This is a genomic window from Microbacterium esteraromaticum (assembly GCF_028747645.1).
GTDB lineage: Bacteria > Actinomycetota > Actinomycetes > Actinomycetales > Microbacteriaceae > Microbacterium > Microbacterium esteraromaticum_C.
In genome coordinates, this window is the sequence record NZ_CP118100.1 from 2,661,618 (window position 1) to 2,681,751 (window position 20,134).

Here is a 20,134-nt window from a genome sequence, read left to right on the forward strand (position 1 = left end):
CGCAGCGCTATAGACCTAGGTCGCCAATCGCTGCGGGTCCTGGCTCAGGTAGTGCAGCACCGCGAGCACGCGACGATGCGCGTCGGCGGCGAGCGGTAGCCCCAGCGCGTCGTAGATGCGTGAGATGTGCTGCACGACGGCTTTGTCGGTGATCGAGAGACGCGCCGCGATGGCCGCATTGCTGCGCCCCTGGGCGACCAGTGCGAGCACCTCGCGCTGTCGGACGGTGAGCTCGGCGACAGCCGCGTCGGCGCGCGTCGCGCGCGCCACCATGATCGCGACGACGTCGGGGTCGATCGCCGTTCCCCCGGCCGCGACGGCGCGCACGTCGTCGACGAACAGGTCGACATCGGTGATGCGCTGCTTGAGCAGGTACCCCGTCCCCCCGCGGATGCCCGTGCCGGGCCACGCATCACGATCGACCCGCGCATCATCGTCCATGCCCAGCAGCTCCATCGCGTAGCGCCGCTGAACATGCTGCGAGAGCACCATGATGGCGGTGTCCGGCGCGAGCTCGCGGATGCGGGCGGCCGCACGGAGCCCCTCGTCGGTGTAGGTCGGAGGCATCCGGATGTCGGTGATGACCAGCTCAGGCCGGGCCGCACTGACCGCGTCGATCAGTTCGTCCACGTCCGAGACCGAGCCGACGATCCGCATGCCGGCGTCCCTCAGCATCAGCTCGAGCCCTCGTCGCAGCAGAGCCTCGTCCTCGGCGACCACCACACGCAGGGGTTCGTCACCCATCGTCCACCTCCACACGCACCAGCGTGCCACCGTCACGCGGGCTGTCCACACGCAGCATCCCCCCGAGCACATCGACGCGCTCGCGCATACCGGTCAGCCCTGCTCCCGCGCCGGCGACCGCACCGCCGCAGCCGTCATCGCGGATCTCGATGCGCAGGCGGTCGCCGTCGCGGGCGACGGTGACGTCGACCGCCGTCGCGCCGGAGTGCTTGACCACGTTGGCGAGAGCCTCGGCGATGACGAAGTAGACGGTGCTCTCGGTCGCGGGGCGCGGTCGGCGGTCACCGAGGGTCATGCGCAGCTCGACCGGCACCGGCATCCGATCGACGAGATCCTCGACCGCTTCTGCGAGTCCGCGCTGCATCAGCGCGGCCGGCATCACATCCTGCACGATCTGCCGCAACCCCGCCGCAGACCCGTCGATGCCTCGCCGCAGCGCGACGGCGTGCTCCGCGGCGACGGTGCCGGCGCCGGCTGCCTGGGCGAGCTCCTGCGCTTGCAAGCCGAGCAGCACGAGCTCGACCTGCAGACCGTCATGCAGATCCTGGGCGATTCGTCGTCGTTCCGTATCGGCGACATCGACCAAACGCTCCCGCGAGCGCTGCAGATCGGCCCGGCTCGCGCGCAGCAGAGCGATCAACCGGTCGCGATCGAGCGCGATGGCGATCGCGCGCCCCACGCTCTGCACCGACTCGGGTTCGGCGATCAGAGCCCGGTCGTAGACGAGCGCGCCGATGCGTCGCCCGTCGAGTGCGATCGGTTCGAGCGCGCGCCGCGGGTCGACGTGTTCGGTCCCGACGGCGCGTCCCTCGGCGTCCAGGTACCGTTCGGCGTCCGCATCCCAGAACCAGACGTCCAGCGACGGATCGCCCAGGACGCCGCCGAGCACCGCCGAGATACTCGTGCGCTCGGCGGTGAGATGCGCGAGCAGCACCCCTGCCTCTTCGACCCGGGTGGCGCGGGCGACCCCGCCACGCAGCGCCGCGATCACCACGGCAATGGGCACGAGCGTCAGGACGGTGATCTGCAACGAACCGGTCTGCTCGGGCGTCCAGCCGGCCAGGGCCGGCAGCACCTGCGACGCCGTCAGCAAAGTGATCAGCGCGACGAAACCGAACGCGTACAGCGGTGCCAGCACCCGCCGTTCGGCAGCTGTCGCCCGCACGATGCGCAGAACCAGCAGCACGGCCGTCATCGTGAAGGTCATGACCCCGGCGATCGCCTGCACCTGGCCGGTGGCCGTCACGAACGCTGGGGGTGGGACGAGGCCGAAGACAGCAGGGTAGGCGGCGAGCGCCGCAGGCAGTTGCAGGACGGTGGAGATCAGATAGCCCGAGGCGACCGTCGCCCGCTCGGGCCAGGCTCTGAGGCGACCGGTCGGGAACGACAGCAGCAGGTGGATCAGGGTGGCCAGGGGCATCGTCGCGCACAGGGCGCCGAGGGCGGCGAGTGTCGTGTTCTGGGCGTTGACCAACCCCGACAATGTCATGGCCGCCGCGGCGCACAGGATCAGCGGCCCCATCAGGCTGGTCGGACGCGCTGACCACGCCAGCAGGCCGACTGCCACGTGCAGCAGCACGGCCACGGGGAACAGCAGCAGCCCGTAGACGCTGTCACCGTTCGGTGCGATCGCGACCACCAGCATCCCGATGGTCAGCAGCGCGCCCCAGAACACGGCGAGCAGCGCGCGGTTCAGCGATCGGCGCAGCGGAGACGGCCCGTACTGCGGGGTCGTACCGCCTCGTCTGCGCATCGCCCCCAGCTAAGCACACGCCGCCGACGGAGGACATCGGCGACGATGTCGGCGGCGATGTCGGCGGCCCGCGCGATGATGGAGGCATGAGCAGCGTACTCGATCGCTTCACGCCCGCGACCCAGGAGTGGTTCCGCGGGGCGTTCGACGCGCCGACGCCCGCCCAACAAGGCGCGTGGGAGGCCGTGTCCGCTGACCGCAGCGCACTGGTGGTGGCGCCGACCGGTTCCGGCAAGACACTGTCCGCCTTCCTGTGGGCGATCGACAGCGTCTTCCGTGAGCGGATGGCGGAGTCGGATGCCATCGATGCGGCCGCACGCACGCGCATCCTCTACATCTCACCGCTGAAGGCCCTCGGCGTCGACGTCGAGCGCAATCTGCGTTCGCCGCTCGTCGGCATCGGCCAGTCGGCCCGCCGGCTGGGTCTCGATGTGCCCGAGATCTCGGTCGGTGTGCGCTCCGGAGACACGACGGCGGCGGATCGTCGCCGTCTCGTGAGCGCACCGCCCGACATCCTCATCACCACCCCCGAGTCGCTGTACCTGATGCTCACCAGCCGCGCCGGCGAGACGCTGCGCGGCGTGCACACGGTGATCATCGATGAGGTGCACGCGGTCGCCTCGACCAAACGGGGCGCGCACCTGGCGGTGAGCCTCGAGCGCTTGGACGCCCTGCGCGCGGCGCACGGCGCCGACCGCCCTGCACAGCGCATCGGGTTGTCGGCCACCGTGCGGCCGATCGACGAGGTCGCCCGCTTTCTCGGCGGTTCGGCACCCGTAGAGATCGTCGCGCCGCCCGCATCGAAGACCTTCGAGCTCGACGTCGTGGTGCCGCTGGACGACATGCGAAACCCTCCCCCGCCGCCGGGGGCCGCCACCGGTGGCGGCGCTGTGTCGGCCGACGCCGCTGGCGACGACGCCGTGCTGACCGAGGTCACCGGATCGGTCTGGCCGCACGTCGAAGAAGCGATCGTCGATCGTGTGCTCCAGAACCGCTCGACGATCGTGTTCGCGAACTCCCGTCGACTGGCCGAGCGCCTGACGGGGCGGCTGAACGAGATCTACGCCGAGCGGCACGAGATCGCGCTGGCTGCACCTGGGGCGCCGCCCGCCGCGATGATCGCGCAGGGCGGGCAGACCGCCGGGGCGCCACCGGTGCTCGCCAAGGCGCACCACGGTTCCGTGTCCAAAGAGCAGCGCGCCCAGGTCGAAGACGAACTCAAGTCGGGTGTGCTGCGCTGCGCGGTCGCGACGAGCAGCCTCGAGCTCGGCATCGACATGGGCGCCGTCGACCTGGTGATCCAGGTCGAGGCTCCTCCGTCGGCCGCCTCGGGTCTGCAACGGGTCGGACGCGCAGGGCACCAGGTCGGCGAGATCAGCCGTGCGGCGCTGTTCCCGAAGCACCGCGGCGACGTGCTGCACACAGCCATCGTCACCGAGCGGATGCTGGCGGGCAGGATCGAGGCGATCACCGTCCCCCGCAATCCCCTCGACATCCTCGCCCAGCAGACCATCGCCGCGTGCGCACTCGACCCGATCTCCGTCGAGGACTGGTTCGAGACCGTGCGCCGCAGCGCCCCCTTCCAGACGCTGCCGCGCTCGGCGTACGAAGCCACGCTGGACCTGCTCGCAGGACGCTTCCCCTCCGACGAGTTCGCCGAGCTGCGTCCGCGGCTGGTCTGGGACCGCGATGCGGGCACGCTCACCGGGCGCCCGGGGGCGCAGCGCATCGCGGTGACCAGCGGCGGCACGATCCCCGACCGCGGGCTGTTCGGAGTGTTCGTCTCGGGCGAGTCGACCGGCGCCCGGGTCGGCGAACTCGACGAGGAGATGGTCTACGAGTCACGCGTCGGTGACGTCTTCACCCTGGGTACGACCAGTTGGCGGATCGCCGAGATCACCCACGACCGGGTCAACGTGCTGCCTGCGTACGGTCAACCGGGCCGGGTGCCGTTCTGGCACGGCGACGGCATCGGTCGCCCGTTCGAGCTCGGCCAGGCACTCGGGCGCTTCTCGCGCGAGGTCTCGACGGCATCACCCGACGACGCCGAACGGCGGCTTGTCGCCGCCGGACTCGACGCGAACGCACGCGCCAATCTGCTGGGTCATCTCGCCGAGCAGCGCGAGGCCACCGGGACGTTGCCCACCGACCGCGCCCTCACCGTCGAGCGCGGTCACGACGAGGTCGGCGACTGGCGGCTGATCCTGCATTCCCCGTACGGCATGAAGGTGCATGCGCCCTGGGCGCTGGCGGTGAACGCGCGCGTACGGGAACGTCTCGGAGTCGAGGGATCGGCCGTGGCGAGCGACGACGGGATCATCGTGCGCATCCCGGATGCCGAGTCCGAGCCGCCCGGTGCCGACCTGTTCGTCTTCGACCCCGATGAACTGGAGCAGCTCGTCACCGCCGAGGTCGGGGGTTCCGCGCTGTTCGCCTCGCGGTTCCGGGAGTGCGCTGCACGCGCGCTGCTCATGCCGCGCATGAACCCGAACAAGCGCACGCCGCTGTGGCAGCAGCGTCAGCGCTCGGCGCAGCTGCTCGAAGTGGCGCGCCGCCACCCGACGTTCCCGATCATCCTCGAGACGCTCCGCGAAGTGCTGCAGGACGTCTACGACCTGCCAGCGTTGCGCGGGCTGATCAGTGACATCGCCGAGCGGCGGATCCGTCTGGTCGAGACCGAGCCCGCGATGCCGTCGCCGTTCGCGCGCGACCTGCTGTTCGGGTACGTGGGCGCGTTCATGTACGAGGGCGATTCGCCGCTCGCCGAGCGCAGGGCCGCCGCACTCGCCGTCGATCCCGCACTGCTGGCCGAGTTGCTCGGCACCATCGAGATGCGTGAGCTGCTCGACCCCGACGTGATCGCCCAGCACGAGCGCGAGCTGCAGCGCCTCGATCCTCAGCGCCGTGCGCGCGGCATCGAGGGCGTCGCCGACCTGCTGCGACAGCTCGGACCGCTCGATGCCGACGAGGTCGGTGCGCGCCTTGAGCCGCCCTCGATCGATGAGCGAGCGCAGCGAGAGGGAGCGCCGGCTGAGGCATCGGCGCCGACCGCACGGGCATCCGCATTCCTGTCCGAGCTCGTGGCGGCGCGACGGGCGATCCCGGTCACCATCGCCGGCCGCGCCCGGTTCGCCGTCATCGAGGACGCCGGTCGGTTGCGCGACGCGCTGGGCGCGGCGCTGCCCACGGGCATCCCCGTCGCGTTTCTCGAGCCGGTGGCCGATCCCCTCGGCGACCTCGTGTCGCGTCATGCCCGCACGCATGGCCCCTTCGCGACCGTCGCGGTCGCCGAGCGATTCGGTATCGGCACCGCGGTCGCCCGTCAGATGCTGCAGCGGTTGGAATCGACGGGACGGCTCACGAGCGGCTACTTCCTGCCGGCGTCCGACGCCGAGGCGACCGGCGAGAAGGAGTGGTGCGACGCCGAGGTGCTGCGGCGTCTTCGGATGCGGTCGCTGGCCGCCATCCGCGGCAGCGTCGAACCGGTGAGCCCAGAGACGTACGCCCGGTTCCTGCCCGATTGGCAGCATCTGACGCGCCCCCTCGAAGGGGTCGACGGCGTGCTGAACGTCATCGAGCAGCTCGCCGGTGTGCCGATTCCTGCCAGCGCCTGGGAATCACTGGTCCTACCGGGCCGGGTGCGCGACTACGTGCCCGCCATGCTCGATGAGCTGACCACGGCCGGCGAGGTCATCTGGACGGGTCACGGCGCGCTGCCGGGGCGCGACGGGTGGGTGTCTCTGCACCCGATCGACCTTGCACCGTTCACCATGCCGGTGCCCGAGGATGCGCCAGCGCCGGGAACGCTCGAAGACCGGGTTCTCGCTGCGCTGCGCGCACAAGGGGCGTCGTTCTCGGGCGCTCTGCGGGTGTTGACCGATGCCGAGAACGACCAGTCGGTGCTGGACGCATTGTGGTCGCTCGCCTGGCAGGGGCGCATCACCAACGACACCTTCGCGCCGGTGCGCGCCCTGCTGACCGGTGGTGCGCAGGCGCACAAGACCGTTCGCCGCGCTCCGCGCACCCGCACGTACCGCGGCGTCTCATTGGCGCGTCCGACGCCGCGTCCGTCGTCGGCGGGGTTGGGTGGTCGGTGGGCGGTGCTTCCCGAGATCACTTCCGTCTCTGGGCAGGCGGAGCCCGCGGAGCCTGCGGATGCCGCCCGCCGGGCCACCGTGACAGCGGGTCTGCTACTCGACCGGTACGGGGTCGTCACTCGCGGCGCGGCACAGGCCGAGGGTGTTCCGGGCGGCTTCGCACAGACGTACCGAGTGCTGGCCGGGTTCGAGCAGGCCGGGCACTGCCGCCGCGGGTACGTGATCGAGAAGTTGGGCGCTGCCCAGTTCGCCGCGTCGACCACGGTCGACAGGCTGCGCACGTTCGCCGGGCTATCCGACCCGCCACCCCGCCGTGCGTTCACTCTCGCCGCCACCGACCCCGCCAATCCCTACGGCGCGGCCCTGCCGTGGCCGCGGCTCGACGCGGTCTCGCACCGGCCCGGCCGCAAAGCGGGCGGCTTGGTCGTGCTGGTCGACGGTCGACTCGTGCTCTACTTCGAACGCGGCGGGCGCACGGTGCTCGCCTTCGACGACGACCCCGAGGTGCTGCGCGCCGCGGCCGCCGACCTCGTCACCACGGCCCGCGCACGCCGGCTCGACACCCTCACCGTCGAGAAGATCAACGGCGCGGGCATCTACGGCACGCCGTTCGCGAACGCACTGCAAGAGGCCGGGTTCGTCACGACCCCGCGCGGGTTCACATTGCGCAAGGCCATCTGACCCGTCTGCGAGAGCGCGGCCTCCTGTGAGACCGCCGGGCACAGCACGATCAACATCGAAGGCGAATAGCATGGGCCATCCGCACCGCTTCAGATTGGCCCACCCGTGAACAGTGAGTTCATCACCGGCATCCGATTCCTCGGACGCGGCTTCGCCTACTGGCGCACGCGCCCGGGGCTGATGGCGTTGGGTCTCATTCCCGGGCTGATCTCGCTCATCGTGCTCGCCGCGGCGCTCGTGCCGTTGCTGGCGTCGCTGGGAGTCATCACCGACTGGGCGACACCCTTCGCCGACGGATGGAACCCGTTCTGGCGCAACGCGCTGCGCGTGGCGTTCGGCATCGTGATCACCATCGCCGCGCTCGTCCTGGCGGGCATGACGTTCACCGCCCTCACCCTGCTGATCGGCGATCCGTTCTACCAGCGCATCTGGCGCGCCGTCGAGAACGACCTCGGTGGTGATGTTCCCGAAGGCGACGGCGGTTTCCTCGTCGCTCTCGGCGAGAGCATCCGACTGGTCGTGCTCGGTGTGCTCGTCGCCCTGCTCGCACTTGCGATCGGGTTCATCCCGCTGATCGGCGCGCCTGCCGCGGCGGTGACCAGTGTTCTGCTCACCGGGCGCATCCTCGCCCGCGAACTCACCGGCCGCGCGCTCAACGCCCGCGATATGGCCAGCTTCGACCGTTCCCAGCTCTTCGCCGCCAACCGGGGGCGCCTGCTCGGCTTCGGCGCCGCGACACAGCTGTGTTTCATGGTGCCGCTGGGGGCCGTCTTCATCATGCCCACCGCCGTCGTGGGTGCGACTCTGCTGGCCCGACAGGTGCTTGACACCCCTGCTGTTCGTCCGACAAGCCCGCCGCATGCCTGAGGGCGACACGGTCTTCCGCGCCACGCGGCGCCTCGATGCCGCTCTGGCCGGGCACACGGTCACGCGTTTCGATCTGCGTGTCCCCGGCGCGGCGACCGTCGATCTCACCGGTCAGAGCGTGCGCAATGTCGTGCCGCGCGGCAAGCATCTGCTGATGCGCATCGGCGAGCTGACGCTACATTCCCATCTGCGCATGGACGGCGCCTGGCTGCTGTACCGCCCCGGCGAGCGCTGGCGACATCCCGTCCACCGGGTTCGGGCGATCATCACCACCGACGACCACGAGGCCGTCGGAGTCGACATCGCCGAGGTGCGCGTCGTCCTTACCCGCGACGAGCACGAACTCGTCGGTCACCTCGGCCCCGATCCGCTCTCGAACGACTGGGATGCCGCCGAGGCGGTGCGCTGCATCAGCGGCGATGCGCGTAGCATCCACGTCGCCCTGCTCGATCAGCGCAACGTCGCGGGCTTCGGCAACGAGTACGCCGCCGAACTGCTCTTCCTTCGCGGAATCCTGCCCGAGACGCCCGCCGGCGACGTGGATGTGACCGCCCTCATCGATCTCGGTGTGCGCACCATCCGCGCCAACCGCGACCGCGCAGACCGCACCTTCACCGGTCAGACCGGCCGGGGCCGCACGAACTGGGTTTACGGTCGCGCCGGCAGGCCGTGCCGTCGATGCGGCACTCCCATCCGCACCGGCCGTCTCGGCGCCGATCCCACCCGCGAGCGGGTCACGTTCTGGTGCCCGAACTGCCAAATCGGCTCGTCGTGAACAAGCGGCAGTCCATCGAGCTGTGGATCATCCCGATGCGGGAATGAAACCGAACCGGTGCTGGTTGTAGCTGTATCGGGACTACCCCGGGAACGGGAGGAATCGTGGGTAAGAACTACATCGATATCGAAGACGACCACGGCGAGACGCTGCGCTACCGCAAGCACGTCAACGGACGCGGTCTCGTCGCGCACGGCGCGAAGGTGAATCCGAAAGCCTTCGTCGAGGTCGGCGCCTATATCGAACCCGGCGCGCGCGTGGGTGCAGGAGCGCGGATCGCGCGCGGTGCCTGGATCGAACCGGATGCCGTCATCGGCGAGAACGCGCGGATCGACGCGCACGCCCACATCGGCCCCGGCGCCGCCGTCGGCGACAGCGCCTGGATCGGCGTGCGCACCGAGATCGGTGCGGGTGTACGCGTCGCCCGGGGCACCCGCATCGGCCACGATGAGAGCGTCGCCCCCGGCCTGACCGTCATCCCCGATCAGAAGGGGCTGTGGCTGGCCGCCTGAGCTCAGAGTGAACAGCCCGCCGCTCTCCAAGCGTGCGGGCTGTTGCTTTGCCACCCGCCGTTCACAACTCCGGAGAAACGTGCCCGCGCACCGGCCGAAGCCGCCAGATGCGGCTTCGGCAGGGCGAATCTCCGGAGTTGTGAACGCAATCGCCCGCGCACGGCAGCCGCACTCACAGCGACCGGCGTTCGGAGAGCTGCAGCAGTCGTCGCGCCGAGGACCCGTACGCCTCGACCGCCGTGGTCGATACGCTGAACTCATGAAGAACGACCGGAGCCGCCCCGCCCGCGGGGGTCGCCCTGCCCGGCCGGGCGCGGGCAAGCAGACCCCGCAGAAGGGTAAGCCCGCGCAGAAGAAGAGCCCCGCGAAGAAGGCTCCGTCGGTGCGCTTCGACGAACCGGCGCCGCTCCCCGAAGAGCCTCGCGTCTTCCGACTGGGTGTGATTCCCGGAGCGACGCCGGGCAAGTGGGTCGACCTGTGGAAGCAGCGGATGCCGCACGTCGAGATCGAGCTGGTGCCCATCTCGGTCTCCGCTCAGCGGAGGCATCTCGACGAGCTCGACGCCGGGATCGTGCGGATGCCCGTCGAGCACCCCGATGCGCTGCACGTCATTCCGTTGTACGACGAGCTGCCGGTGGTGGTGGCATCCGCCGAATCACATCTCATGGCCGGCGATGAACTGCAGGCCGATGATCTCGCGGGCGAGGTGCTGATCACGCCCGCCGACGACGTGCTCGGCGATCTCGGGCTGCCCACGGTCGCACCGCGCTTCGCTCAACTGGCGACCACCGAAGACGCGATCGCCACCGCGGCAACGGGCACCGGCATCGTCGTGGTGCCGATGTCGCTGGCGCGCCTTCACCATCGCAAGGACGCCGACTATCGGCTGCTCGCGGGCGGGCCGACCTCGACCGTCGGGTTGGCCTGGCGGCGCGAGGCAACCACCCCCGATGTCGAGGTGTTCGTCGGTATTGTGCGGGGCCGCACCGCGAACTCGTCGCGCTGACGGCATCCGCTCTTCCCTCGCCTCCCCTCCCCCCCCCTCACGAGGGGTCAAGAAACGCTGGGTGCGCGGGCCTCGACCCGACAGATATTGACCCCTCGTGGGGGTGGGCTCGTGGATGGTGGGCTCGTGGGTGGGGGTGGGCTCGTGGATGGTGGGCTCGTGGGTGGGGGTGGGCTCGTGCGGAGGTGGGCTCGTGCGGGGGTGGGGATGGGATCGGGGCGGCGAGCAGCGCCGGTGGCACGTATTGCACAGCGGCGCGTCTCTAGCGTCGAGGCATGGACACTCCCACGTACTTCACCAATCCCCCGTTCACTGTTCTCGGATTCGCCATCCGCACTGACGGCGCCGGGTCTCAGACGTCGATCCCCGCACTCTGGGAACGCGTCCACAGCGAAGGTCTCCTCGAATCGATCCCTGGTCGCCGCACCGACAGCGTCTACGCCGTGTACACCCACCTCGAGAACGCCGGCGTCAACCGCGATGGGTGGTTCACCTTCCTCATCGGCGCAGAGGTCGATCCCGCCACCCCTGTGCCCAACGGGATGACTTTGGTCACCGTGCCGCAATCCGCCCGGGCAACATTCATCGTGCCCGGCGCGGACCCGACGCGCGTGATCGAGGCGTGGAGCGAGGCGTGGGGGTTCGACGACGGGCGCAAGACCTTCCTGTGCGAGTACGAGGAGTACGGCGCCAACGGCGTCTTCGTCGCACTCGGGGTGAACGAACAGGGCTGACACGACGCCGTGGCATGCTGGATCGACCCTGCGCTGGTGCGCGACCCGATAAGGTTGCGCACCAGCGCACAGCACGGCGAGGAGATGTCTTGGGGCCACGAGAGGTGTTGTCGTACGAGGAGCGCTTTGATCTCGTACTCTCGCACGTCTACGAGAACCTGGATCAGCCGCTGGATCTCGTGAGGATGGCAGAGGTAGCCGGCATGTCTGCGAGGCACTGGCACCGTATCTTCACCGCCGCCTTCGGGGAGACACTGCCGGCGCTCGTGAAACGGGTCAGGATGCAACAGGCGGTCGCCCTGCTGACTGGGAGCATCCCGATCCGCGAAATCGCCGGGCGATGCGGATACCCGAACGTCTCCTCGTTCACCCGAGCGTTCCGGCACATGGTCGGCGTCACGCCTGCCGAGTACCGAACCGGTGGCGCGCACGTCGATCTGAACGTCGCACGCATCACCGACGACCCCCGGCGGTATCTCGTCCGCGACGTCGAGCGCGAGACCACGCGTTGCATCGCGATCCGCCATCGTGGCTCGTTCTTCACCATCGACCGGACGTTCCACGATCTGCGGGTCTGGCTTCTGGCGCACGGTCTGGCTCTCGATACCTGCGAGATGTACGGCGTGTACCTCTCGGACCCGTCTCGTACGGACACGGCGGACCTCGAGTCACTGGCCTGCGTCAGCGTGCCGGATGACTTCTCACCCGAGCTACGTCCGCTCTCGCCGGATGCCCCGACTCCGCAGTGGTACTTCCTGCGGGCGGGGCGCTACGCGGCGCTCACGCACGAGGGTGCCTACGCCGACATGCCGTCAAGCTACGCATGGCTGTTCGGCTGCTGGCTCCCCGCCTCCGGACGGACCCTGACCGACGATCCGGTGGTCGAGCATTATCTGAGCCCGACCCAGAGCGCACCGACGGCCGTGCGGACCGACCTGCTGCTGCCGCTGGCCGCGGCCTGACGTCAGCATCCCGCCACCCGTTCTGCCCCCCATCCCGCTACGCATCCCGCACCCCACACCCCGCACCCCGCACCTCGAGGGGGGTTCTCCCCACAAGGGGTCAAGAAACGCTGGGTGCGCGGGCCTCGACCCGACAGATATTGACCCCTCGTGGGGGTGGGCTCGTGGGGAGGGCACGCGGCGCGCCGAATAGAATCGCTCCATGTCTTCGGTGCTCTACGTGTGCGTCCGCCCCGAGCGCAGCGCGGCCGACGCCGAGCACCGCTCGTTCAGCCGCGGACTCGGCATCGGCCCCCTCGATCGCATCGACCTGATGCACACCCCTCTGCGCACGATCGACTGGCAGAGCTACGACGGCTTCGTCATCGGCGGATCGCCATTCAACGTCACCGACGCCGACAAGAGCGCCGAGCAGCTCAGCGTCGAAGACGATCTGCGTCGTATCGCGCAGCGCGCGCTCGACGCCTCAGCCCTGGCGATGTTCACCTGCTACGGCATCGGCGTGGTCACGCAAATGCTCGGCGGAGAGGTACACACCACTCAGCCCGAGCGCGCCAGCGCGACACGCGTCACCCTCACCGCCGCCGGCACCGACGACCCGCTGTTCGGCCCGAGCGGAGACAGCCTCTCGGTATTCACCGCGCACAAGGAGTCGGCCCGCGAGACACCGCCGACGGCCGTGCTGCTCGCTACCAACGATGCCTGCACGGTGCAGGCCTACCGCGTCGGCGACCATCTGTACGCCACGCAGTTCCACCCCGAGGCGTCGCCGCAGGACTTCGCCGACCGCATGGCCGTGTATCGGGCATCCGGTTACTTCGACCCGGCGCAGTACGACGCGACAGAGCGCGCGATCCTCGCCGCGACCGTCGAGGGCGACGAGCTGCTCAACAGGTTCTCCCGACTGGTCGGCGTCTGACGCCTTCCCGGTCGGCGCCGACTGACGTGCGGCATCTTCAGCCGACAGCGAGCGAGATCTGCTCCTCGAGATATCCCGCCAAGGGCACGAACGGCGCTCGCGGCGCCCAGCGCACGTGCGGCTCACCGTCGACCAGCGCGAGCGGACCGGAGACGCCACCGGCATCCACCGTCGCGAGGTCGATGGTCACCCATCCGACGTGCACGACCTCACCTTCCGCGAACCCGCCCCGATAGGCCTGCGCCCGCCGGTCTGCGCGGGCACGCGCCGACTCGGCGGCGTACCCACGGCGCACCGGCGCGGCAGCGCGCAGCACCTCGTTCGTCGCCAGCACGCCGTCATCGGTCAGCAGCAACACCCCGAGGTGCCACGCCTGCCCCGCGCGGACGATACGGGTCCCTCGCCACCGCGACGAGCGCTCACGGCCGAGACTCTCGCGAGGGACGGATGCCAGGCGTTCACGCGCGTCGTGCAACAGGGCGCTCGTGCTCGTCACAGTTCCCCCTGCGATTCGGATCCGGCGCGGGCCTGGACGGCGGCGCGGTCGCCGCGCAGCGTCATGCCGATCAGCGGGTACAGCAGCACAGACAGCATCCCCGCACCGATCAACGCCGCGGCGATGTGCGACCCGATCAGGTCGCGATCGACGCCGATCGCCGCGACCGCGACGATGATGGGCAACCCCGTCGCCGCGAGGAACGCGAGAGCGCTCCGGTCGCGCATCCCCATGCCGTCGGATGCTGAGAACTGGGCTGCCGTGCCGCGGATGATCAGCATCGCGAGCAGCAGCACCGGCACGAGCGCGGTCGCCAGCGGAGACTCCAGAAGTGCTTCCAGGTCGAACGTCACTCCGGTGTAGATGAAGAAGATCGGCACCAGGAACCCGAACGCGATCCCCTCGATCTTGCTGTCGACCTGGGCGGCATCCTCTTCATCGGCGCTGGAGATGACGATGCGCCATACGGTTCCGGCGACGAACGCCCCGAGCAGGATGTCGAGGTCGAGCCACAGGCTGAGCGCGACCAGCGCGGCGATCAACAGCAGCAGGAAGCGCACACCGAACTGCGCCGACGTGTGTAGGGTCGCACTCACGAAGGCGTGCAGCCTGCCGTGCGGAATGCGGCGCGCGGCGAAGACGGCCAGCAGCGCCAGCACGACGAACAGCAGCAGCACGACCGTGGCGACCGACGCCGAACGCACGCCGAGAAAGATCGAGATCGCGATCAGCGGCAGGAACTCGCCCACGGTACCGATCACTGTGACGGCCCGCCCGAAGGGCGTCGTCAGCTCGCCGGCGTCGCGCAGGATCGGCATCAGGGTTCCCAGCGCCGTCGAACTGAGGGCGATCGCGATGACGATCATGCCCTCGCCCGGGACGAGCAGGAATCCGACACCGAGTCCGAGCACGATGCTCAGTGCCCACCCGAGTGACGCACGGGCGAGCGGTCGGCGGCCGATCGTGGCGAAGTCGATCTCGGATCCGGCGAGGAAGAAGAGCATCGCGAGCCCGAACTCCGAGAACATCCCGATGAACTCGTTCGGATGCACCCATCCGAACACCGCCGGCCCAACTAGAATCCCGAGCAGCAGCTCGAAGACGACGACGGGCACGCGCATGATCGGCCCGATCGCCCGCCCGAGAAGTGGTGCCAGCACCGCGAGCAGCGGGATCAGGACCAGACTGAGTGCGCTCTCTTCCACCCGCTCAGCGTATAGCGCCTCAGACGCCGGTCTTGCGTCCGCCGATCACCCTGATCAGGAATGCGATCAACGCGATGACGCCGACGATCAGCGCCACCCACAGCAACCAGTTCAGAGCGGCGTTGAGCCCCGAGAAGATCGCGACGATGATCGCGATGATGATGATGATCACGAGCAGGCTGTTCATGATGAGCTCCTCTGCGTTGACGTGATGCGCGGATGCTCCGCACATCACGTCAGACTTTGCCCGGTTCGGCGCGGCCGGTCGCGGGGGTTGACGACATCGGATGCCGGTGCTATCCCCGCGCCGATGCGGCGGCCCTGTCGTCACCTGGTTCGCACCCGCGTGCGCATGCGGGCAGAATCGACAGATACCCCAGTTCAGGAGCACCCATGCCGCACACCGACACCGCACGCCTTCTTATCGCCTGCGACGACCAGCCGGGTATCGTCGCCGCCGTCGCGGGAACGCTGGCCGAGCACGGTGCGAACATCATCTCGCTCGATCAGCATTCGACCGATGATGAGGGCGGGCGCTTCTTCCAGCGCACGGTGATCCACCTCGATGGCCTGGCGGCGAAGCGCCCTGCTCTGGAGGCCTCACTCGCCGGTGTCGCCGAGCGCTTCGGCATGGACTGGTCGTTGCACGACACGGCAAAGCGCAAGCGCGTGGCGATCTTCGTGTCGAAGTACGACCACTGCTTGCTGGAGCTGCTGTGGCGCACGCAGCGCGGCGAGCTCGACATCGACGTGACGATGGTGGTCTCGAACCACCCCGACCTGGCAGCGTCGGTGCGCTCGTTCGGGGTGCCGTTCGTGCACATTCCCTCCGGGTCGGATGCTGAGGCGAAGGCCTCAATGGAGGCTCGCCAGCTGGAGCTGCTGCAGGGCAACGTCGACCTGGTGGTTTTGGCGCGGTACATGCAGATCCTCAGCGACGACTTCATTGAGCGCGTCGGTGCGCCGGTGATCAACATCCACCATTCGTTCCTGCCGGCGTTCATCGGGGCGAACCCCTATGCGCGGGCCAAGGAGCGGGGCGTGAAGCTGATCGGCGCGACGGCGCACTACGCCACGGCCGACCTCGACGAGGGGCCGATCATCGAGCAGGACGTCACTCGCGTCACGCACGCCGAGTCGTCGGCCGAGTTGCAGCGCCGCGGCGCCGATGTCGAACGGTACGTGCTCGCCCGCGCCGTGAAGTGGCACGCCGAGGATCGCGTGATCGTGCACGGCCGCTCCACAGTCATCCTCTGACCCCGCTCGACCCCCGTCTATTTGTCACAAACCCCGGATATCGGGCCCGAATAGCACCGGTCTGTGACAAATAGACGGAGCGGCGGGAGCGGGAGGGATGCGGAGCGGCGGGTCAGGCGGGCAGCCCGGCCGCCAGTTCGGCGAACACCTCACGGGCGGTCTCGCCGCGCGCGAGCGGCGCCGATTGCCCCAGCCACAGCGACTGCAGCTCTCCGATGCCTCGCTCGCCGGCGACGGCGCGGAAGCGCCCCGTGAGCCAGTTCTGCGCCGGGAAGGGCGCGATGGCATCGGATGCCTCGATCTCGGCGACCACGCGGTTTCGCGCCCCGCGGGCGAGCCGCCCGCTCATGGCACGGGTGAGCACACTGGCATCCGCGCTCGTCGTGCGGATCGCCGCGCGGTGCGCGTCGTTCGCCGCCGACTCGGCGGTCGCGAGGAACGACGTCCCCACCTGCACGCCCGCCGCGCCGAGCGCGAACGCCGCGGCCACGCCGCGCCGGTCGGCGACGCCGCCGGCCGCGATGACCGGCACGCTGACAGCATCCGCCACCTGCGGCAGCAGCGCGAACAGCCCCACCAACGATTCCTCCGCCGGGCGCAGGAACGACACCCGGTGTCCTGCGGCCTCGGCGCCGGTCGCGACGATGGCATCCGCCCCGCCCGCTTCGAGCGCGCGGGCCTCGGCGACCGTCGTCGCCGTTCCGATCACGCGGATGCCCCGACGCTGCGCCTCATCGACGAGCGCGCGCGGGGGCACACCGAAGACGACGCTCAGGGCGGCCGGCGCGGCATCCCAGATGGCGTCGAGCTGCTCATCGAGCGAGGGCAGATACCGCTCGGGGCGCGGCGGCAGCTCGAGCCCTACCGCGTCGAAGTACGGCCGCAGGGCCATCGCGTACGCATCGTGCGCCGTGGTGGGCGCGACCTCGTCGCCGGTCGGCAACCAGATGTTCAGCGCGAAGGGTGCGTCGGTGGCCGCGCGCAGCGCCGCGGCCGTCTCACGGATGCGCTTGCCGTCATAACCGTAGAGACCGTACGAGCCGAGACCACCGGCCGCGCTGACGGCGGCCGTGAGCGGCACCGATGAGAGCCCGCCGAACGGTGCCAGGACGATCGGATGCCGGATGCCGAGCAGGTCGCGCAGATCAGTCACCCTCCGAGGCTACGCCCGCCCGGGCACTCGTCGCGCTCACCCCTCGACGTGTACGGTCGGCTCCTCGGGCGGTTCGGGCACGACGCGCAGGCCGGTGGGCGAGTTAGCGGTGAACGCCAGTGCCTCGATCCACGCGCGGTTGATCTCGGGCTGCCTGCTGCCGTAGTACTTGAACACCAGCGAGCTGCTCGGCTGAACCCACACGGTCGTGCGTCCTCCGCCGACGCTGGCGTCTTCACGCCAGCTGAACGGGAACGGCTCCCCGCGCCGCAGTTTGGCCGTCATGACCATCTGCACGTGGGTGAGAGCCCGGTCCTCGATCTCGGTCTTGACGCTGCTCTCGTAGACGAACTTGCCCATCTTCGTGCGCCTTTCTGCTGGGCGGTGTGTCCTGATCGAGAGCGGTGTGCCACCTGGAACCCTCCGCGTCAGTGGGGCAAGCTTAGCCCCATGGGATTGCTCTTCTACGGCGGCAACACTGAGCCGATCGAGATCGAAGATCGGGCGCTGGCGCACCTCAAGGTGGTCATCTCGACGAAGCTGCGTCGCAATGAGAGCTTCACCCTGTCGTGGCAGCATCCGGCCGACGGCCCGACGGGTCGGTCGACTATCTGGTTGCACCCGTCGATCCCGCTGCGGTTCGTGTTCAGCGACCCGGAGACCCCGCCGCTGAGCCCCGAGTGGATGAACGCGCTGGCCAACTCGGCCAATGCGAACGGCGGCATCACTCTGCTGCCCGAGCACCTCGACGGCAACTGACCTGTGGCGCGTCACGCCCTGACGTGATGCGCCCTGTCTGTCAACCCCTTTCTGCTCACGACCGGGTGGTCGTTACGGTCGTGGCACACGAGCACCGCCCACGGGGACATCGCACGGACAGGGAGGACAGGGCCATGACCCTGACGCGAGAGATCATGACACCGAACGCCCAGTGCATCGGCGAGAACGACGCGCTGTCGATCGCCGCCGAACGGATGAGCGCACATGACATCGGGGCCCTGCCGATCTGCGGTGAGGACGGCCGTCTCAAGGGCATGCTGACCGATCGGGACATCGTCGTGAAGGCGGTCGCGATCGGGCTGGACCCCGAGACGACGAACGCCGGCCGGTTGGCCGGCGGCCGCCCCGTCGTGGTCGACGCCGACAGCGAGGTCGAACACGCCCTGACGCTGATGCAGGAGAACCGGGTGCGCCGGCTTCCGGTGATCTCCAACCACCGTCTGGTCGGCATCATCAGTCAGGCCGATATCGCCCGCCACCTGGCGGCAGTCACCACCGGCCGCACCGTGGAAGCGATCTCGCGCTGAGAAGAGGAGGAGACGACATGGACGAGCGACAGCCCGGATACCATCCGACGACGACGCACGCGGCCTGGGGAGCAGGACGGCCGCATCTGCGCATCACCGGAGCGGACGATGAGCGCAGCACCTTCGACATCACCGTCGACCAGGTGACGATCGGTTCGGGTGCCGGAAGCACGCTGCTGCTGCCGGGCGCCGACGCGTTGCACGCCACCATCGTCCACGACGATCGTGATGAGTACGTGTTGACCATGCACGGTGCGGGCGCGATGAACGCCAACCGCGAGGAGGATGCCGAACCGCACTCCGAGATCCTGCGCACGGGCGCCCACTTCACCATCGGCGAGTGGTTGCTCGTCTTCGCCCGGGAGGAGTTCGCGGACCACGGCCGCCCCTTCGGCGGACGCGAGGGCGGTGAACTGTCGGATCAGGACTCGCAGCCGGCGCGCCCCGACTATCGCGGGGACGACGAGCGTCCGCGAGGGCACGAGGTGCGGGACGGTTGAGCGTGCGCCGCGACCGAAACGGCGGATGCTACGCTCAGACCTCCTGACCGGAGGCGCGCATGATCGAGGCGATGAGCACCCTGCTGCAGCTGTTGCTGTCGGCGCTCGGCGCCGTGCCCGTTCCCGGCCCCGGAATGCTGGGCATGGCCGCTGTGCTCGTCGCCCTGGCCGTCGTCGCGGTGACGCTCGCCGTCTTGGCGCCGCAGACGGGCATCCGCACCACGACACGTGCACTCCGCTGGATCGATCTGTCCACGCGGCTCGCGCAGAGTCACCCCGATGCCGACGGGCATCCGCGTCCGCGAGCGCCGGGGGCGACGTTCGCCGCGTGACCCCCGGCTGAGGAAGCGCCGTTCGGCGCCGACGCAGAACGTGGGATACGCGGCTTTCGCCGACCCTTCCCGCACTCGCGATCGGACGCATCTTGGACATCTTCGCCCTGCCCCCTCTGACTCTTCTACTCGATGGCGCGTATCGCGCGCTGCTCGCCCTCTCGTATCTGTTCGAACCGGTGGCGAGCACGAATGCGGCCGCGCTCGCCGTCGTCGCCGTGACCGTTGTCGTGCGCATCCTGCTGATCCCGGTCGGTATCTCTCAGGCCAAGGCCGAGCAGATGCGCGCACGGCTGGCCCCGAGACTGCGTGACCTGCAGAAGCGCCACGCCAAAGACCGCGAGCGGCTGCAGCGCGAGACGCTCGCGCTGTACAAGGACGAGAACGCCTCACCGCTGGCCGGTTGCCTGCCGTTGATCGTGCAGGCCGCGGTCGTGGGCGTGCTGTACACCTTGTTCTTGCGGCCCGAGATCGCGGGGCATCCGAACGAACTCCTCGCCCAGGATCTGTTCGGCGCTCCGCTCGGTGACTCGCTGCTGACAGCGGTCGGCGGCGGACTGACCGTGGCGACCGGCATCGTCTGGGCGGTCGTGCTGGTCGTGATCCTGATCGTGGCCGAGGTCACGCGGAGGGTGTTCCGACCGCAGGTTCCCGATGAGGGTCCGCTGGCGGCTCCCGGGATGCTGGGTGTGCTCAACGCCCTGCACTATCTGACGGCGGTGTTCGCGGTGTTCGTGCCGCTCGCCGCAGCGCTGTACCTGGTCGTCACGGTCTCGTGGACCCTGGCACAGCGCGCGGTGCTGCGCCGCCGCTACCCGTTGCCGCCGCAGTAGC

General features: G+C 69.5%; 21 protein-coding genes. 14 read left to right on the plus strand and 7 right to left on the minus strand.

Going from position 1 to position 20,134, the window contains the following annotated elements; translation table 11 throughout:
- Positions 1 to 15: 15 nt before the first annotated feature.
- A complete protein-coding gene (locus tag PTQ19_RS12850) occupies positions 16 to 744 on the minus strand; it encodes a response regulator transcription factor (protein WP_274367598.1) in 729 nt (242 codons plus the stop codon).
- Positions 737 to 2,497, minus strand: coding sequence for a sensor histidine kinase (locus PTQ19_RS12855; RefSeq protein ID WP_274367599.1), 1,761 nt, complete (start codon positions 2,495 to 2,497; stop codon positions 737 to 739). Before PTQ19_RS12855 ends, PTQ19_RS12850 begins: the two co-directional genes overlap by 8 nt.
- An 86-nt stretch (positions 2,498 to 2,583) precedes the next feature.
- Between PTQ19_RS12855 and PTQ19_RS12860 the strand changes: the two genes are divergently transcribed.
- The 8 genes from PTQ19_RS12860 to PTQ19_RS12895 all read left to right on the plus strand — a co-directional run bounded on the left by PTQ19_RS12860 (position 2,584) and on the right by PTQ19_RS12895 (position 13,050).
- Positions 2,584 to 7,275 carry an ATP-dependent helicase gene (locus tag PTQ19_RS12860; RefSeq protein ID WP_274367600.1) on the plus strand — a complete coding sequence of 1,564 codons (4,692 nt, stop codon included), beginning with the start codon at positions 2,584 to 2,586 and terminating at the stop codon, positions 7,273 to 7,275.
- Between the two features lie 105 nt (positions 7,276 to 7,380).
- Positions 7,381 to 8,142, plus strand: coding sequence for an EI24 domain-containing protein (locus PTQ19_RS12865; protein ID WP_274367601.1), 762 nt, complete (start codon positions 7,381 to 7,383; stop codon positions 8,140 to 8,142).
- Positions 8,135 to 8,917, plus strand: coding sequence for a DNA-formamidopyrimidine glycosylase family protein (locus PTQ19_RS12870; protein ID WP_274367602.1), 783 nt, complete (start codon positions 8,135 to 8,137; stop codon positions 8,915 to 8,917). The genes PTQ19_RS12865 and PTQ19_RS12870 overlap by 8 nt, the downstream gene beginning before the upstream one ends.
- Positions 8,918 to 9,021: 104 nt before the next feature.
- Positions 9,022 to 9,429 carry a transferase gene (locus PTQ19_RS12875; protein ID WP_179410013.1) on the plus strand — a complete coding sequence of 136 codons (408 nt, stop codon included), beginning with the start codon at positions 9,022 to 9,024 and terminating at the stop codon, positions 9,427 to 9,429.
- Positions 9,430 to 9,688: 259 nt separating this feature from the next.
- Entirely contained in the window at positions 9,689 to 10,435 is a 747-nt protein-coding gene (locus tag PTQ19_RS12880) for a LysR substrate-binding domain-containing protein (RefSeq protein ID WP_274367603.1), read from the plus strand.
- Between the two features lie 275 nt (positions 10,436 to 10,710).
- Complete coding sequence (locus PTQ19_RS12885; RefSeq protein WP_274367604.1) at positions 10,711 to 11,169, plus strand: GyrI-like domain-containing protein; 459 nt, start codon at positions 10,711 to 10,713, stop codon at positions 11,167 to 11,169.
- Between the two features lie 185 nt (positions 11,170 to 11,354).
- Positions 11,355 to 12,131, plus strand: a complete 777-nt coding sequence (locus PTQ19_RS12890) for an AraC family transcriptional regulator (RefSeq protein WP_274369075.1) — start codon at positions 11,355 to 11,357, stop codon at positions 12,129 to 12,131.
- A gap of 202 nt (positions 12,132 to 12,333) precedes the next feature.
- Positions 12,334 to 13,050 carry a glutamine amidotransferase-related protein gene (locus PTQ19_RS12895; RefSeq protein ID WP_274367605.1) on the plus strand — a complete coding sequence of 239 codons (717 nt, stop codon included), beginning with the start codon at positions 12,334 to 12,336 and terminating at the stop codon, positions 13,048 to 13,050.
- A 37-nt stretch (positions 13,051 to 13,087) separates the two neighbouring features.
- Here PTQ19_RS12895 and PTQ19_RS12900 read toward each other — a convergent pair whose 3' ends face one another.
- The 3 genes from PTQ19_RS12900 to PTQ19_RS12910 are packed head-to-tail and all read right to left on the minus strand — an operon-like array spanning position 13,088 to position 14,938.
- Complete coding sequence (locus PTQ19_RS12900) at positions 13,088 to 13,546, minus strand: glutaminase (protein WP_274367606.1); 459 nt, start codon at positions 13,544 to 13,546, stop codon at positions 13,088 to 13,090.
- A complete protein-coding gene (locus tag PTQ19_RS12905) occupies positions 13,543 to 14,751 on the minus strand; it encodes a cation:proton antiporter (protein WP_274367607.1) in 1,209 nt (402 codons plus the stop codon). The genes PTQ19_RS12900 and PTQ19_RS12905 overlap by 4 nt, the downstream gene beginning before the upstream one ends.
- 19 nt (positions 14,752 to 14,770) lie before the next feature.
- Entirely contained in the window at positions 14,771 to 14,938 is a 168-nt protein-coding gene (locus PTQ19_RS12910; protein WP_206551426.1) for a hypothetical protein, read from the minus strand.
- Between the two features lie 206 nt (positions 14,939 to 15,144).
- Here PTQ19_RS12910 and purU point away from each other — a divergent pair, with 206 nt between their 5' ends.
- On the plus strand, positions 15,145 to 16,008 hold the full coding sequence (gene purU, locus PTQ19_RS12915) for a formyltetrahydrofolate deformylase (protein ID WP_274367608.1): 864 nt from the start codon (positions 15,145 to 15,147) through the stop codon (positions 16,006 to 16,008).
- Positions 16,009 to 16,120: 112 nt separating this feature from the next.
- On the opposite strand, the gene PTQ19_RS12920 is transcribed toward purU, so the two are convergent.
- Entirely contained in the window at positions 16,121 to 17,161 is a 1,041-nt protein-coding gene (locus PTQ19_RS12920) for an NAD(P)H-dependent flavin oxidoreductase (protein ID WP_274367609.1), read from the minus strand.
- Positions 17,162 to 17,197: 36 nt separating this feature from the next.
- Positions 17,198 to 17,521 (minus strand): ATP-dependent DNA ligase, encoded by a 324-nt coding sequence (locus PTQ19_RS12925; protein ID WP_274367610.1) that lies wholly within the window; start codon positions 17,519 to 17,521, stop codon positions 17,198 to 17,200.
- Positions 17,522 to 17,611: 90 nt separating this feature from the next.
- Between PTQ19_RS12925 and PTQ19_RS12930 the strand changes: the two genes are divergently transcribed.
- From PTQ19_RS12930 to PTQ19_RS12950, 5 genes are all read left to right on the plus strand, one after another.
- Positions 17,612 to 17,920 carry a hypothetical protein gene (locus tag PTQ19_RS12930; protein WP_274367611.1) on the plus strand — a complete coding sequence of 103 codons (309 nt, stop codon included), beginning with the start codon at positions 17,612 to 17,614 and terminating at the stop codon, positions 17,918 to 17,920.
- Between the two features lie 134 nt (positions 17,921 to 18,054).
- A complete protein-coding gene (locus tag PTQ19_RS12935; protein WP_274367612.1) occupies positions 18,055 to 18,468 on the plus strand; it encodes a CBS domain-containing protein in 414 nt (137 codons plus the stop codon).
- A 17-nt stretch (positions 18,469 to 18,485) separates the two neighbouring features.
- On the plus strand, positions 18,486 to 18,968 hold the full coding sequence (locus tag PTQ19_RS12940) for an FHA domain-containing protein (protein ID WP_274367613.1): 483 nt from the start codon (positions 18,486 to 18,488) through the stop codon (positions 18,966 to 18,968).
- Between the two features lie 71 nt (positions 18,969 to 19,039).
- The gene (locus tag PTQ19_RS12945; RefSeq protein WP_179409999.1) at positions 19,040 to 19,300 is read left to right on the plus strand and encodes a DUF6412 domain-containing protein; all 261 of its coding nucleotides are present in this window, start codon (positions 19,040 to 19,042) and stop codon (positions 19,298 to 19,300) included.
- 92 nt (positions 19,301 to 19,392) lie between these two features.
- On the plus strand, positions 19,393 to 20,133 hold the full coding sequence (locus PTQ19_RS12950) for a YidC/Oxa1 family membrane protein insertase (protein ID WP_274367614.1): 741 nt from the start codon (positions 19,393 to 19,395) through the stop codon (positions 20,131 to 20,133).
- Position 20,134 lies beyond the last annotated feature (1 nt).